Source organism: Pseudomonas sp. GW821-FHT09H03, from assembly GCF_059415945.1.
In genome coordinates, this window is sequence record NZ_JBWKOF010000001.1 from 589,126 (window position 1) to 604,010 (window position 14,885).

The 14,885-nt window shown below is 58.8% G+C and carries 13 protein-coding genes; 4 read left to right on the forward strand and 9 right to left on the reverse strand.

From position 1 onward, the window contains the following. Positions 1-47: 47 nt before the first annotated feature. Both trpB and trpA read left to right on the forward strand, forming a co-directional pair. Entirely contained in the window at positions 48-1,283 is a 1,236-nt protein-coding gene (trpB, locus tag AC07OG_RS02670) for a tryptophan synthase subunit beta (protein WP_218423420.1), read from the forward strand. After that, positions 1,283-2,095, forward strand: coding sequence for a tryptophan synthase subunit alpha (gene trpA, locus AC07OG_RS02675; protein ID WP_060540393.1), 813 nt, complete (start codon positions 1,283-1,285; stop codon positions 2,093-2,095). The genes trpB and trpA overlap by 1 nt, the downstream gene beginning before the upstream one ends. 110 nt (positions 2,096-2,205) lie before the next feature. Here trpA and AC07OG_RS02680 read toward each other — a convergent pair whose 3' ends face one another. The 9 genes from AC07OG_RS02680 to AC07OG_RS02720 all read right to left on the reverse strand — a co-directional run bounded on the left by AC07OG_RS02680 (position 2,206) and on the right by AC07OG_RS02720 (position 11,870). Continuing rightward, a complete protein-coding gene (locus AC07OG_RS02680; RefSeq protein WP_060540408.1) occupies positions 2,206-4,113 on the reverse strand; it encodes a DUF7844 domain-containing protein in 1,908 nt (635 codons plus the stop codon). Positions 4,114-4,163: 50 nt separating this feature from the next. Beyond that, on the reverse strand, positions 4,164-4,484 hold the full coding sequence (locus AC07OG_RS02685; protein ID WP_060540394.1) for a DUF2388 domain-containing protein: 321 nt from the start codon (positions 4,482-4,484) through the stop codon (positions 4,164-4,166). A 252-nt stretch (positions 4,485-4,736) separates the two neighbouring features. Next, a complete protein-coding gene (locus AC07OG_RS02690; RefSeq protein WP_060540396.1) occupies positions 4,737-5,054 on the reverse strand; it encodes a DUF2388 domain-containing protein in 318 nt (105 codons plus the stop codon). A gap of 321 nt (positions 5,055-5,375) precedes the next feature. Further along, positions 5,376-5,591, reverse strand: a complete 216-nt coding sequence (locus AC07OG_RS02695; protein WP_495066148.1) for a DUF1127 domain-containing protein — start codon at positions 5,589-5,591, stop codon at positions 5,376-5,378. A 318-nt stretch (positions 5,592-5,909) separates the two neighbouring features. Continuing rightward, complete coding sequence (scpC, locus tag AC07OG_RS02700) at positions 5,910-7,403, reverse strand: succinyl-CoA:acetate CoA-transferase ScpC (protein WP_060540398.1); 1,494 nt, start codon at positions 7,401-7,403, stop codon at positions 5,910-5,912. Positions 7,404-7,617: 214 nt separating this feature from the next. Further along, a complete protein-coding gene (locus AC07OG_RS02705) occupies positions 7,618-9,051 on the reverse strand; it encodes an NAD(P)(+) transhydrogenase (Re/Si-specific) subunit beta (protein WP_495066149.1) in 1,434 nt (477 codons plus the stop codon). Further along, on the reverse strand, positions 9,048-9,401 hold the full coding sequence (locus AC07OG_RS02710; protein ID WP_060540400.1) for an NAD(P) transhydrogenase subunit alpha part 2: 354 nt from the start codon (positions 9,399-9,401) through the stop codon (positions 9,048-9,050). Before AC07OG_RS02710 ends, AC07OG_RS02705 begins: the two co-directional genes overlap by 4 nt. Before the next feature lie 11 nt (positions 9,402-9,412). Beyond that, positions 9,413-10,534 (reverse strand): Re/Si-specific NAD(P)(+) transhydrogenase subunit alpha, encoded by a 1,122-nt coding sequence (locus tag AC07OG_RS02715; RefSeq protein WP_060540401.1) that lies wholly within the window; start codon positions 10,532-10,534, stop codon positions 9,413-9,415. 436 nt (positions 10,535-10,970) lie between these two features. After that, entirely contained in the window at positions 10,971-11,870 is a 900-nt protein-coding gene (locus AC07OG_RS02720; RefSeq protein ID WP_495066150.1) for a LysR family transcriptional regulator, read from the reverse strand. Positions 11,871-12,027: 157 nt separating this feature from the next. On the opposite strand from AC07OG_RS02720, the gene AC07OG_RS02725 reads away from it, so the two are divergent. Next, a complete protein-coding gene (locus AC07OG_RS02725) occupies positions 12,028-13,209 on the forward strand; it encodes an acyl-CoA dehydrogenase (RefSeq protein WP_060540403.1) in 1,182 nt (393 codons plus the stop codon). A gap of 11 nt (positions 13,210-13,220) precedes the next feature. Next, positions 13,221-14,441: a CaiB/BaiF CoA transferase family protein gene (locus AC07OG_RS02730; RefSeq protein WP_060540404.1), complete on the forward strand. Its 1,221-nt coding sequence runs from the start codon at positions 13,221-13,223 to the stop codon at positions 14,439-14,441. Positions 14,442-14,885: the final 444 nt, after the last annotated feature.

Consider the following 14,885-nt stretch of genomic DNA (forward strand, 5'->3'; position numbering starts at 1 on the left):
CCATTGTCTCTTTACGTATCACTTATCGCATTCAACTGGAGCGCCCCATGACCCAGACTAATCTGCGCAACGGCCCTGACACCAACGGCCTGTTTGGCTCGTTCGGTGGCCGCTATGTCGCTGAAACCCTGATGCCGTTGATCCTCGATCTGGCCCGTGAATACGAAGTGGCCAAGGAAGATCCTGCATTCAAGGAAGAATTGGCCTACTTCCAGCGCGATTACGTCGGTCGTCCAAGCCCGCTTTATTTCGCCGAGCGTCTGACCGAGTTCTGCGGGGGCGCGAAGATCTACCTCAAGCGCGAAGAGCTGAACCACACCGGCGCGCACAAGATCAACAACTGCATCGGCCAGATCCTCCTGGCGCGGCGCATGGGCAAGAAGCGCATCATCGCCGAAACCGGCGCCGGCATGCATGGGGTGGCGACAGCTACCGTGGCTGCGCGTTTCGGCCTGGATTGTGTGATCTACATGGGTACCACTGACATCGAGCGTCAGCAGGCCAACGTGTTCCGCATGAAGCTGCTGGGCGCTGAAGTGATCCCGGTGGTGGCCGGCACCGGCACCCTCAAGGATGCGATGAACGAAGCACTGCGCGACTGGGTAACCAACGTCGACAGCACTTTCTACCTGATTGGTACCGTGGCTGGTCCGCACCCGTACCCGGCAATGGTTCGCGACTTCCAGGCGGTGATCGGCAAGGAAACCCGTGATCAGCTGCAAGCCCAGGAAGGTCGCCTGCCAGACAGCCTGGTGGCGTGCATCGGCGGTGGTTCCAACGCAATGGGCCTGTTCCATCCGTTCCTCGACGACAAGAGCGTCGAGATCATTGGTGTTGAAGCGGCTGGCTACGGCATCGAGACCGGCAAGCACGCAGCCAGCCTGAACGGCGGCGTACCGGGCGTGCTGCACGGTAACCGCACTTTCCTGCTGCAGGACGACGATGGCCAGATCATCGACGCCCACTCGATCTCCGCTGGTCTCGACTATCCGGGTATCGGCCCGGAACACGCCTGGTTGCATGATATCGGCCGCGTGCAGTACACCTCGGTAACCGACGACGAAGCCCTCGCCGCGTTCCATCAATGCTGCCGCCTGGAAGGGATCATTCCAGCCCTGGAAAGCGCCCACGCCCTGGCTGAAGTGTTTAAACGCGCACCGTCCCTGCCGAAGGATCACCTGATGGTGGTCAACCTGTCCGGCCGTGGCGACAAAGACATGCAGACCGTGATGCACCACATGGAACACTCTCAACAAGAGCAGTCGAAGCAGGAGAAACACTGATGAGCCGCCTGCAAACCCGTTTTGCCGAACTCAAGGAACAGAATCGCGCCGCCCTGGTGACCTTCGTCACTGCAGGCGACCCGAGCTACGACACGTCCCTGGCGATTCTCAAAGGCTTGCCTGCCGCTGGCGCCGACGTGATCGAACTGGGCATGCCCTTCACCGACCCGATGGCTGACGGCCCGGCAATCCAGCTCGCCAACATTCGCGCCCTGGGTGCCAAACAGAACCTGGCGAAAACCCTGCAAATGGTCCGCGAGTTCCGCCAAGGCAATACCGAGACGCCGCTGGTGTTGATGGGTTATTTCAATCCGATCCATATGTACGGTGTGCCGCGCTTCATTGCCGAGGCCAAAGAGGCCGGCGTTGACGGGCTGATCGTGGTCGACCTGCCGCCCGAGCATAACGCCGAACTGTGCGACCCGGCCCAGGCTGCGGGACTGGATTTCATCCGTCTGACCACGCCGACCACCGATGATGTGCGCCTGCCAACCGTGCTCAATGGCAGCTCCGGCTTCGTTTATTACGTGTCGGTGGCCGGTGTGACCGGTGCTGGCGCCGCCACTCTGGAGCACGTTGAAGAGGCCGTAGCCCGTCTGCGTCGTCATACCGACCTGCCGATCAGCATCGGTTTCGGCATCCGCACGCCAGAGCAGGCAGCATCCATCGCCCGCCTGGCCGATGGTGTGGTGGTTGGATCGGCGTTGATTGATCACATTGCCAATGCCACCACAGCGGAGCAGGCCGTGGATGGCGTGCTGAGCCTGTGCTCGGCATTGGCTGAAGGCGTGCGCAAGGCTCGCGTCAGCTGAGGGTGAAGTTCCTGCTACAGGGAATCAGAGCCTTGCGACAAGACTGAAAAGCAAAAAAGGGCTTCAAGACTACGTTTTGAGGCCCTTTTCGCTGTCTGTGTCGTGAGGTCTCAGGGCAGCTCCAGCCCACCCGCTGCCTTATGTAACTTGCGCAGATGTCCGCCAATCTGTTTCACGTTGGCTTCGTTGGCGGCGATCTCGGCTGCGCGGCTCGGTTCCAGCAGCGCCCTCACCTCTTTGTCGAGATCTCCGGACAGCGCCAGCAGCTGCTTCTGTCGCTCGCTGCTTTCTGATTCCAGATGCTGCCACTCTCCCGGTTGCGGCAAACCATAACCGCCGCTGCCGAGCAGTTCCGCGGGACGACTGAGGAAGCCGCTATTGGCGAGTATCTGCTTGAGTGTTTCATTGGCCTTGTCCATGCCGCCGTTTTTCAGTTCGCGGGCACCCAGATAACGCTGTTTCACTTCATCCTGGGCCAGCAGCAACTGCTGACGGTAGCTTGCCTGCTCCAGCAGTAGCAACGCCGCACTGGTACGCAAATCAGCCTGCTCGAACCATTTGCGCCGCTCCTCGGCTTTGAGGTCCAGCCAGCCTTCGACGGTTTCCTGTTTGATCGGCAACTGCTTTTTCAGAACCTCGAACATGGCTTGGTAGCGATCGCGAAAGGAGTCGAAGCGATAACCCAGGCGCAGGGCTTCCCGGGGGTCGTCCAGCACGCTGGTATCCGCCAGTCCGCGTCCTTTGAGCACTTCGAGCAGACCATTTGGCATGATGTTGTCGAGTGCTACCAGACGCGCATTGTCAGTGCCGCTGCGCAGTAGTTTCAGCTCTTCCACCGCACAGTTGTTGGACAGGAAGAAGTAGTTGCCGTCGTAACTCCAGTGCATTTCGGCGGCACGTGCCACGACGTTTTCAATCTCGCTGCGCGACAGGTTCAGCGGCACCGAGGCCAGGCTGCGCAGTTCGGTCTTGGTGTATTCGTCGATCACTTGGGCCAGCGGTAGAACAAACAGGCGCGACGGGTATTTACCCACAAGCCCGTCCCAGCTCGACAGCTGTACATCGCCGACGAAGGCGCGATAAGACAATACCAGGTGCTGGTCCAGATCCAGTCGGCAGTCTGGCCCCCGGGGCCGGCCCGGTGCGCAGATCACCAGCCGCAACATGCTGTGGCCCCAGCGGCTGACCCAGTTTTGGTTGGCCTCGGCCAGAAGATAATCAACGGCATAGACCCGTTCCGGATCTACCTGCCCAAGAGGTGTTTTGGCGAAGTCGCTGCCGGCATTGAGGAATGCGAAGGTTTTGCCGCAGTTATCCTTGGCGGCGGGCGCCCAGCCGAAGTGCTCTTTGTAGTAGCGGTACAGTGCAGGACGCCGGCAGGCATAGCTCGGGTCAAGGAGGAAATACTCCATGTTGACCGCGACAAACTCCTTCGGGCTGCTGATCTCATAGATGTCCGGGCTGCGGGCGATCTGGCGGTTGTGCTGTTCGCGTTCACCGCGACGACCGACGTATTGCTGCCAACCCGCGAGGTCGAGCAAGCGCGGATCGTCGCTGAGCGTAAAGCGCCGGTCGGCCTGGCTGCGGCATTGGTCCGGGAGGCCGACCAAGCCTGAGCTGCTGCTGCGCTGGGTGCAACGCTGGATGAGCCTGCGTTCTTCATCCGGCCACAGGCGGGAGCGATCGTAGATGTGCGTCAATTCGTGCAGCACGGTCGCCAGCATTTCCCGGCGGACGGTGCCATGGGGGCGATAGGTTTTTTTGCTTGCCGCGCTGCCGTCGGTGAGGCTGGCCAACAGGTTGCGGTTCAGATCGAGCTCGGATACCAGCGACGCCTGGCCGTAGGCGTTGGCGGGCATGTCATCGGTCCAGCCGACGTCGATGCGCCGGTCCAATTGCTCGATGAAGCGCGGCGGTAGCGCCTGCATGGCTTCATCGAGCAATGCCTGGCTGGCATGCTGTTGTGCGGGGCTCAGGCCTTCGGTCTTGAGCTTGAGTTGAAGGCCGGCGTGGGCCATGTTGCCGATCAGCAACAAGGCCCCGGCCAGCAGCCAGGTGCGTGGGCGCCTCACAGTGCGAGGATGGCTTCGGCGAGATCCTGATCACTGGCGTCGCGTGCTTCTGGTACCCGAGTGCGCAACAAGTCGAAAGCGGATTCCAGGTGGGCGCCACGTATGTCGCCATTGCTGGCTACGAAGCTGGCGGCATCGTCCTGGGCTTCGTGGACAATTTTCGAATCGCGGATGGAAGTGGTGGTGTCGGAGGTGAAATCCAGTGTGCGCTGGGTGGCGCGGATCAATATGTTACTGGTAGCAACCAGGGTCTGTGCCTGGGCCATGTCGGCTAACAACAACAGGCCAAGGGTGGCAGCAATCAGCGGGTTACGCATGGAACGACTCCGGAGAAAAAAGGATATCTATTGGACGAGATTAGCCTGCGCCAGTTCAAGATTGCCGGCACGAAGTTTCGGTTGGTCCGGGGCAGGCACTGCTGGGCCGATTCCAGTTTGCGTCTGTGCGTTGGTCGTCACAGGTATTAGCGCCGTGACGACATCCTGGGCGGCAAGCAGCTTTTTATGGTCGAGGGTGCGCAGATCACCAGGCATGGGACACGACCAGCGTGTCCCATGTCGCGGTTTGGCTTAAAGGGTCAGGATCGCCTGCGCCAACTGAGCGTCCGTCGCATTCAGTTGAGGTGCCTGCTGGCGGATATGTTCGAAAGCACTTTCCAGTTTGACGCCACGAATGTCTCCTTCGCTGGCGACATAGCTGGCAGCGTCATCGCGGGCAGCAAGGACAATTTTGTCATCCTTGAAGGAAGATGTGACGTTAGAGGTCGCATCGGAGGTTGCTTTAAGTGCGTTTACGACAGCGTCGGTGGTCACGACGAAACTGGTGGCGTGGGAATTGGCAGCCACGGCAAGCAGGGCTGCAGCGCTGAGCAGACGAAGACGGGACATGGTGTAACTCCTTTGGAAGGCTTGATAGAGATATAGCAAATTGGGGTCAGCCCGAACGCTCTTCCCCGCGGTCTACGGTGATATTAGGCCCGTGTGAACCGGTTACGACAGTCTAGTCGTGAATTAAATACAACGAACCGGTCGTTTTCTGAGTCTACAACGAAACTGTATTGGTCGATATCTGGTCATGTGAAAACTGTACTATTCGCCAGTTATAGACCCCATAACGACAAAACCCGTCGTGGTTTCCCACGACGGGTCTTGTTTGTTCAATTCGGGCTGCTGGCGAGGGACCCTGAGGTCAGAGCCAGCGACGCTTACTTAGCGCCAGAACGGCTTGCTCAGCTCTTCGAAGCGTTGTGCTTCGCTGATCCCGGCATCAGCCAGCAGACGCGAATCCAGACGAGCCAATTGATGGCGGCTGGAGATACGGCGCTGCCACAGCATCAGGCTGGCAATTACGCGAAGAGGCATCGAAGCCTGGGATTTTGCAGCGGTGTCTTCGAAGAACAGTTCGGAACTGAGTGTACGTTCCATGGTGGGCATCCTTCCGCTTGTGGCGGGATCAGGTAGTGGTTAACTGGTGCCCATGATCCTCTTGTTTGGCTAGTCTCTGTAGATACAGTTCATTTGTATTGTGAGAGCTCAGTTAACTGTTTATAAGGGGTGTACTGGTCAAAATTGAGGCAACTGTACCTGTCTGCACTTATGTGGTGCATTTTTGATGTTTTTAGCTCAGGTGGTAGGTATTTACTGTAGGAAAAGACCAGTACAGAAGTACAGTTTTTTGCGAGTTTCGAGCTTGCAACAGTCAGCTGACGAAACTGTGTTTGCGCCAGCTGCTATCTGTACCAATTACTTCTTCAGCATGTGCCCGGTTTCTTCCAGGTTGATGTGCCAGCTCAGGGCGTCGCGCAGAATGTGCGGGGTATGCCCGCCGATAGCGCAGGCGGCGGTGAAGTAGTCGTTCAATGCCTGGCGATAGTCCGGGTGTACGCAGTTATCGATGATCACCCGCGCGCGCTCCCTTGGGGCCAGGCCGCGCAAGTCCGCCAGGCCGATTTCGGTCACCAGGATGTCAACGTCATGTTCGGTGTGGTCGACATGACTGACCATCGGCACCACGCTGGAAATTGCCCCACCCTTGGCAATCGACTTGGTCACGAACACCGACAGATGTGCATTTCGTGCGAAGTCGCCCGAGCCACCGATGCCGTTCATCATCCGCGTGCCACAGACATGGGTGGAGTTGACGTTGCCGTAGATATCGAACTCCAGCGCCGTGTTGACGCCAATGATGCCAAGGCGGCGCACGACTTCAGGATGGTTGGAGATCTCCTGTGGGCGCAGCACCAGTTTGTCCTTGTAGCGCTCCAGGTTGCCGAACACGTCGGCATTGCGCCGGCTCGACAAGGTGATCGAGCTGCCCGAGGCGAAGCTCAGCTTGCCGGCGTCGATCAGGTCGAACGTCGAGTCCTGCAGCACCTCGGAGTACATGGTCAGGTCTTCGAATGGCGAATCGATCAGGCCGCACATCACCGCGTTGGCAATATTACCGATACCCGCTTGCAGCGGACCGAGCTTGTTGGTCATGCGCCCGGCGGCCACTTCCTGCTTGAGGAAGCCGATCAGGTGTTCGGCGATCCCCTGGGTCTCGGCATCCGGCGCCAGCACGGTGGAAGCCGAGTCCGGCTGATTGGTCACCACGATGGCAACGATCTTCTCCGGTGGAATCGGAATGGCAGTGCTGCCGATGCGATCATCGACCTTGACCAATGGAATCGGCGTGCGGCTCGGACGATAGGTAGGAATGTAAATGTCGTGCAGACCTTCCAGGTTGGGGTTGTGGGCAAGGTTGATCTCGACGATCACGTGTTTGGCGAAGATCGCAAAACTGGCCGAGTTGCCCACCGAGGTGGTCGGCACAATGTGCCCTTGCTCGGTGATCGCCACGGCTTCAATGACGGCGATGTCGGGCAGTTTCAGCTGTTGGTTGCGCAGTTGCTCTACGGTTTCCGACAAATGCTGGTCGATGAACATGACTTCGCCGGCATTGATTGCCTTGCGCAGGGTGCTGTCGACCTGGAACGGCATGCGTCGCGACAGTACGCCGGCTTCGGTGAGTTGCTTGTCCAGATCGTTGCCCAGGCTGGCGCCGGTCATCAGGCTGATCTTCAGCGGTGTGACCTTGGCGCGCTCGGCCAGTGCTTGAGGTACAGCCTTGGCTTCGCCCGCGCGGGTGAAACCGCTCATGCCGACAGTCATGCCGTCTTCAATCAGGGCGGCAGCGTCGGCAGCGCTCATCACTTTGTCCAACAAGGAAGGCAGGCGAATTCGGTCACGGTACATGGATGGTTATCTCGGGAAACAGGTAGCAGGGCGTGCAGTCTAGTGAATTACGCCGGCTTCTGTCCCGCTACCAAGGTCGCAATAGAGGTGTCTATTCCGGGCCTTTAGAGCAAAACACCGTTACCGGATCGGTAACAAAAGCGTAGTTTTGTCCGACGATTTACGCAAACAAAAACGCCCCGACGAGTCGGGGCGTTCTGTATGCCGCTGAGGTTTAGTCGACGGCTTTGACCATGTCTTCGATGACTTTCTTCGCGTCGCCGAACACCATCATGGTTTTGTCCAGGTAGAACAGTTCGTTGTCCAGGCCGGCATAGCCGCTGGCCATCGAGCGTTTGTTGACGATGATGGTCTTGGCCTTGAACGCTTCGAGAATCGGCATGCCGGCAATCGGCGATTTCGGATCGTTCTTGGCGGCCGGGTTGACCACGTCGTTGGCGCCGAGCACCAGCACCACGTCGGCCTGGCCGAACTCGGAGTTGATGTCTTCCATCTCGAACACCTGGTCGTAAGGCACTTCGGCCTCGGCCAGCAATACGTTCATGTGGCCAGGCATACGACCGGCAACCGGGTGGATGGCGTACTTCACGGTCACGCCGCGATGGGTCAGCTTCTCGGTCAGCTCTTTGAGCGCGTGCTGCGCCCGTGCTACCGCCAGGCCGTAGCCCGGAACGATGATCACGGTGTCGGCGTTGGTCAGCAGGAAGGTGGCGTCGTCGGCCGAACCGGATTTCACCGGGCGGGCCTCCTGGGCACCTGCAGGACCTGCTTCGGCTGTATTGCCGAAACCGCCTAGCAGTACGTTAAAGAAGGAGCGGTTCATCGCCTTGCACATGATGTACGAGAGGATCGCACCGGAGGAGCCTACCAGCGAGCCGGCGATGATCAGCATCGAGTTGTTCAGCGAGAAGCCGATACCCGCCGCTGCCCAACCGGAGTAGCTGTTGAGCATCGACACGACGACCGGCATGTCCGCGCCACCGATCGGGATGATGATCAGCACGCCCATGACGAACGCCAGGGCCAGCATCAGGGCAAAGGCGTTGAGGTCGCCGGTCAGCATGAAGGTGATGCCCAGGGCCAGTGTGGCCATGCCCAGCAACAGGTTCAGTTTGTGTTGGCCGCGGAACTGCACCGGTGCGCCCTGGAACAGGCGGAACTTGTACTTGCCCGACAGCTTGCCGAAAGCGATCACGGAGCCTGAGAAGGTGATTGCACCAATGGCGGCGCCAAGGAACAGTTCCAGACGGTTGCCCGCCGGAATCGCATCACCCAGTTGTTGAACGATGCCCAGGGACTGCGGTTCAACCACTGCGGCAATGGCGATGAACACGGCAGCCAGGCCGATCATGCTGTGCATGAAGGCGACCAGTTCCGGCATTTTGGTCATTTCAACGCGCTTGGCCATGATCGAACCGGCGGTACCACCGATCAGCAGGCCGACGATCACGTAGACGATGCCATCCTGGGCCAGTTCGGAGCCCAGTTTATAGATCAGGCCGACCGTGGTCAGGATCGCCAGGCCCATGCCGAGCATGCCGAACAGGTTGCCACGACGCGACGTGGTTGGGTGCGAGAGTCCCTTGAGCGCCTGGATGAAGCAGACCGAGGCGATCAAATACAGGGAGGTAACCAGATTCATGCTCATGCTTGCTGCACCTCAGCCTTGACTGCTTCGGCCTTGGCTGCCGGAGCTTTTGCCGCAGCTTTCTTCTTGAACATTTCCAGCATGCGCCGGGTGACCAGGAAGCCACCAAACACGTTGACCGCGGCCAGGGCCACGGCCAGGGTGCCCATGGTCTTGCCCAGCGGCGTCACAGTAAGGGCGGCAGCCAGCATGGCGCCGACGATGACGATGGCCGAGATGGCGTTGGTCACGGCCATCAGTGGTGTGTGCAGTGCAGGTGTCACGTTCCAGACCACGTGGTAGCCCACATAGATAGCCAGCACGAAGATGATCAGGTTGTAGATACCGTGAGAGATCAGCATGTCTTCCATTGTTTTTATCCTCAGCCGTTCTTGCGCACGATCTGGCCGTCGCGGCACATCAGGCACGCGGCGACGATATCGTCTTCAAGGTTGATCACCAGTTGTCCTTCTTTATCGAACAACAGTTTCATGAAGTCCAGCAGGTTGCGTGCGTACAGTGCCGAGGCATCGGCGCCAACCGCGGCCGCCAGGTTGGTCGGGCCGACGATGGTCACGCCGTTTTCGACGACCACCTGATCGGCCACGGTCAGCGGGCAGTTACCGCCCTGTGCCGCCGCGAGGTCGATGACCACCGAGCCGGGTTTCATCTGTGCCACGGTTTCCGCGCTCAATAGCGTCGGTGCCTTACGGCCCGGGATCAGGGCGGTGGTGATGACGATGTCGGCCTGCTTGGCGCGTTCGTGCACGGCCACGGCCTGGCGCTGCATCCAGCTGGCCGGCATTGGTCGCGCGTAACCGCCGACACCGACAGCGCACTCACGCTCTTCATCGGTCTCGTAAGGCACGTCGACGAACTTGGCGCCGAGGGATTCGATCTGCTCTTTTACTGCAGGGCGTACGTCCGAGGCTTCGATCACCGCACCCAGGCGCTTGGCCGTGGCAATGGCTTGCAAGCCGGCGACACCGGCGCCAAGGATCAGTACGCGCGCCGCTTTCACGGTACCCGCAGCGGTCATCAGCATCGGCATGAAACGAGGGTAGTAATGAGCGGCCAGCAATACGGACTTGTAGCCGGCGATGTTGGCTTGCGAGGACAGCACATCCAGGCTCTGAGCGCGGGAAGTGCGTGGCGCAGCCTCCAGGGCAAAGGCGGTGATGCCGCATTCGGCCATCTTGGCGATGGTTTCATTGTTGAAAGGATTGAGCATCCCCACCACAACGGTGCCGCTTTTGATCAGCGCCAGTTCGCTGTCGCTGGGAGCGACGACTTTCAAGATCAGCTCTGCACCAAACGCATCACTGGCGCTGCCAATGGTTGCGCCTGCCGCTTCATAGGCACTGTCTACAACACTGGCATTAACGCCGGCGCCGCTTTGGACTGTGACCTTATGACCCTGGCTGATCAGCTTCTTGATGGTTTCCGGGGTTGCAGCAACCCGAGTTTCACCGGTCTGGGTTTCGAGAGGAACACCAATGTGCACGTCAAATCTCCTGCGTGATCTTATTGAGTAAACCCAGGCACTACGGATGGCGCAGCTGGGGCGGCCGATCAGCACGATCCCGCACAAATAAAGGGCGGGGCGCGGCATTTTGCAGGCGAACTTTGCACCCTTCAAGGAATTATGATGGGTGACGGAAAATTAACTACAAGTCACCCCGTGACCGAATGTCGCAACTACCCAGGTCAATCCCTTGCAGATCAAGGGCTACAGGGAATATTGGGTGATTTGTGGATTTTACGCATCGGCCATATGAATGATGCGGCATTGCTGCGTAATAGTGGCTCAAAGCCGTGCCTACCGTAGCTTCCAGGAGATTTTCAGGATGATTTCGCACAGTTAGGTTTATGCGACATATACGTACATCTGTAGGTGTCATTTTTTACTGACTACGAGGTCAAGTAACTGTTGCGCGCCTTTATCCTTCTAGGCTGTAGCCGTGTGCCTGATTCACCAGCCAGTCACGGAAAGCCCTCAATGATGCTGATTCGACCTTTCTTTCGGGAATCATCAGGTAATACGCCTTGATGCTCGACAGGGCTTGGGGGTTGGCGATCACCAGTCGTTTCTCGGTCAGTTCTCTCTGAATCAGGAAGGGCGGGATCAGGGCGATGCCCATGTCGTGCATGGCTGCCTGGGCCAGCATTGAGAATAACTCGTAACGGGGGCCTGTCATGTCGCGCGGGACGTTTAGATGTTGGGAGTCGAACCACTGGCGCCAGGCGTAGGGGCGGGTGGTTTGTTGCAGCAGAGGCAGATCGGCGATTTCACCGGGCGTCAGGACTGCTTTGTTCCCCAGCAGGTTGGGGCTGCACACGGGCATCGGATTTTCGCCCATCAGCCTGTGGGATTCGGTACCTGACCAGTCTGCGTCCCCGAAATATATCGCGGCGTCGAAATCGGTATCGGCAAACAGAAAGGGGCGGGTGCGGTTGGTCAGGTTGACCGTCACTTCCGGGTGCTTGTGCTGGAAGTCCTTGAGGCGGGGCAGTAGCCATTGAGTACCGAAGGTCGGCACCACCGCGAGTTCGATCACGTTGGTCCCCTGTTGGCCCATCACCGAGAGGGTGTCTCGCTCCACGGCATCGAGTTGCGTGGCTACGCGGCGGCTATAGGAAAGTCCTGCTTCCGTCAGCTTGACTCCGCGTCGTGAGCGTCGAAACAGTTCCACGCCGAGAAATTCCTCCAGGGTGGCGATCTGCCGGCAAATCGCTCCCTGGGTCAACGAAAGTTCCTGGGCAGCCTTTGTGAAGCTCTCGTGTCGAGCCGCAGCTTCGAAGCTGATAAGGGCGGTAGTGCTGGGTATCTTCCTGCGCATGTACTCCTGCCTCACTAATACAGCGCACAAACGCGCATTTACGATGTTACGAAGTGAGAAATTAGCACAACAGTATGCAAAATCCTCGTTTGCGGTAACGGTTTGCCAGGCCTAGGATCAGTCCACGTTATTTGACCCGATTCGAGAGGACACACTCATGGGCGGTAAAGCTAGCTTCAACTGGATCGATCCCCTTCTGCTGGATCAACAGCTCACCGAAGAAGAGCGGATGATTCGCGACACTGCCGCGCAATTCGCTCAGCACAAGCTCGCACCGCGTGTCCTCGAAGCTTTTCGTCATGAGAAGACCGATCCGGCGATCTTTCGGGAAATGGGCGAAGTGGGCCTGTTGGGTGCAACTATCCCCGAGCAGTACGGCGGCAGCGGCCTGAACTACGTCAGCTACGGTCTGATTGCCCGTGAAGTCGAACGTATCGACTCCGGCTATCGTTCGATGATGAGTGTGCAGTCCTCGCTGGTGATGGTGCCGATCAATGAGTTCGGTACCGAAGCACAGAAGCAGAAATATCTGCCGAAACTGGCCTCGGGCGAATGGATTGGTTGCTTCGGCCTGACCGAACCCGACCATGGCTCCGACCCGGGCGCGATGATCACTCGTGCACGCAAAGTGGAAGGCGGCTACAGCCTGACCGGCAGCAAGATGTGGATCACCAACAGCCCGATCGCCGACGTGTTCGTGGTCTGGGGCAAGGATGACGCCGGCGATATCCGTGGCTTCGTGCTGGAGAAGGGCTGGAAAGGCCTGAGCGCTCCAGCGATCCACGGCAAGGTCGGCCTGCGGGCATCGATCACCGGTGAGATCGTCATGGACAACGTATTTGTGCCGGAAGAAAACATCTTCCCGGATGTCCGTGGCCTGAAAGGTCCGTTCACTTGCCTCAACTCGGCGCGTTATGGCATTTCCTGGGGGGCGCTGGGTGCGGCCGAGTTCTGCTGGCACACCGCTCGCCAATACACCCTGGATCGTCAACAGTTCGGCCGCCCGCTGGCCGCCACTCAGTTGATCCAGAAGAAACTGGCGGACATGCAGACCGAAATCACCATGGCGCTGCAAGGCTGCCTGCGTCTGGGTCGCATGAAGGATGAAGGCACCGCGGCCGTCGAAATCACTTCGATGATGAAGCGCAACTCCTGCGGCAAGTCCCTGGACATCGCGCGCATGGCCCGCGACATGCTGGGCGGCAACGGCATCTCCGACGAATACGGCGTCGCCCGCCACCTGGTCAACCTGGAAGTGGTGAATACCTATGAAGGTACTCATGACGTCCATGCGCTGATTCTGGGGCGTGCGCAAACCGGCATCCAGGCGTTCTATTAAGGAGAACGGCCATGGGCGCGCTTTCGCATCTACGGGTACTGGATTTGTCGAGGGTGCTGGCCGGGCCATGGGCGGGGCAGATCCTGGCCGACCTTGGCGCCGAGGTGATCAAGGTCGAGCGCCCGGGCAATGGCGATGACACGCGCGCCTGGGGCCCGCCTTTCCTTAAAGACGCTTATGGCGAGAACACCAGCGAGGCTGCTTATTACTTGTCGGCCAATCGCAACAAGCAATCGGTCACCATCGACTTCACTCGCCCCGAGGGGCAGAAGTTAGTGCGTGAGCTGGCGGCCAAGTCGGACATCCTGATTGAAAACTTCAAGGTCGGAGGTTTGGCGGCCTATGGTCTGGACTATGAATCACTGAAGGCGATCAACCCGGACCTGATTTATTGCTCGATCACCGGGTTTGGCCAGACCGGCCCTTATGCCAGGCGCGCGGGTTATGACTTCATGATCCAGGGGCTGGGCGGGCTCATGAGCCTGACGGGGCGACCGGAGGGCGAAGACGGCGCGGGGCCGGTGAAAGTTGGCGTGGCGCTGACGGATATCCTGACCGGGCTCTATTCGACCGTGGCAATCCTCGCGGCGCTCGCGCACCGGGATCACGATGGTGGCGGTCAGCATATTGATATGGCGCTGCTGGATGTTCAGGTGGCGTGCCTGGCTAACCAGGCCATGAACTACCTGACGACGGGCAATGCCCCAAAGCGACTGGGCAATGCACATCCGAATATCGTGCCTTATCAGGACTTTCCTACAGCGGATGGTGATTTCATCCTTACGGTCGGGAATGACGGCCAGTTCCGCAAGTTCGCTGAAGTGGCCGGCCAGCCGCAATGGGCTGACGATCCGCGTTTCGCTACTAATAAGCTGCGGGTGGCGAACCGGGCGGTGCTGATACCTCTGATCCGCCAGGCAACGGTATTCAAGACTACGACAGAATGGGTGGCGCAGCTGGAGCAGGCCGGGGTGCCGTGCGGGCCAATCAATGACCTGGCGCAGATGTTTGCCGACCCTCAGGTCAAGGCGCGCGGGTTGGCGATCGAGCTGCCCCATGCACTGGCTGGAATGGTGCCCCAGGTGGCTAGCCCGATTCGACTGTCCGAGACGCCGGTGGAATACCGACATGCGCCTCCTTTGCTGGGTGAGCATACGCTGGAGGTTTTGCAGCGAGTCCTGGGAGTGGGGGTTGCCGAAGTGGCTGCATTAAGGGAGTCGGGGGTACTTTGATTGGCTCCTTCTATATAGAGAGGTGTTTTTGGCATGTTTCTACGAGGGAAACCGGCCGTTTCGCCCCTTTTCACAAGTTATTGATAGAAAAGCAATATCAACGCTTGACGGCAGATTCTGGAAGCCTATAATTCGCCCCACTTCCGGCGCAGTCGAAACGGAAAACTCCTTGGTAAACAATGAGTTACGCAGTTTTCGACAGTAAGTTGCTTCAGTTCATCGAAGCCGAAAGGGAGTTGAAAAAGAGGTGTTGACAGCAGCGTGTAACGCTGTAGAATTCGCCTCCCGCTGACGAGAGATCGAAAGCGCAAGTGGTTGAAGTTGTTAAGGATTCCTTGAAAACTTCTGAAAATAATCACTTGACAGCAAATGAGGCTGCTGTAGAATGCGCGCCTCGGTTGAGACGAAAGATCTTAACCAACCGCTCTTTAACAACTGAATCAA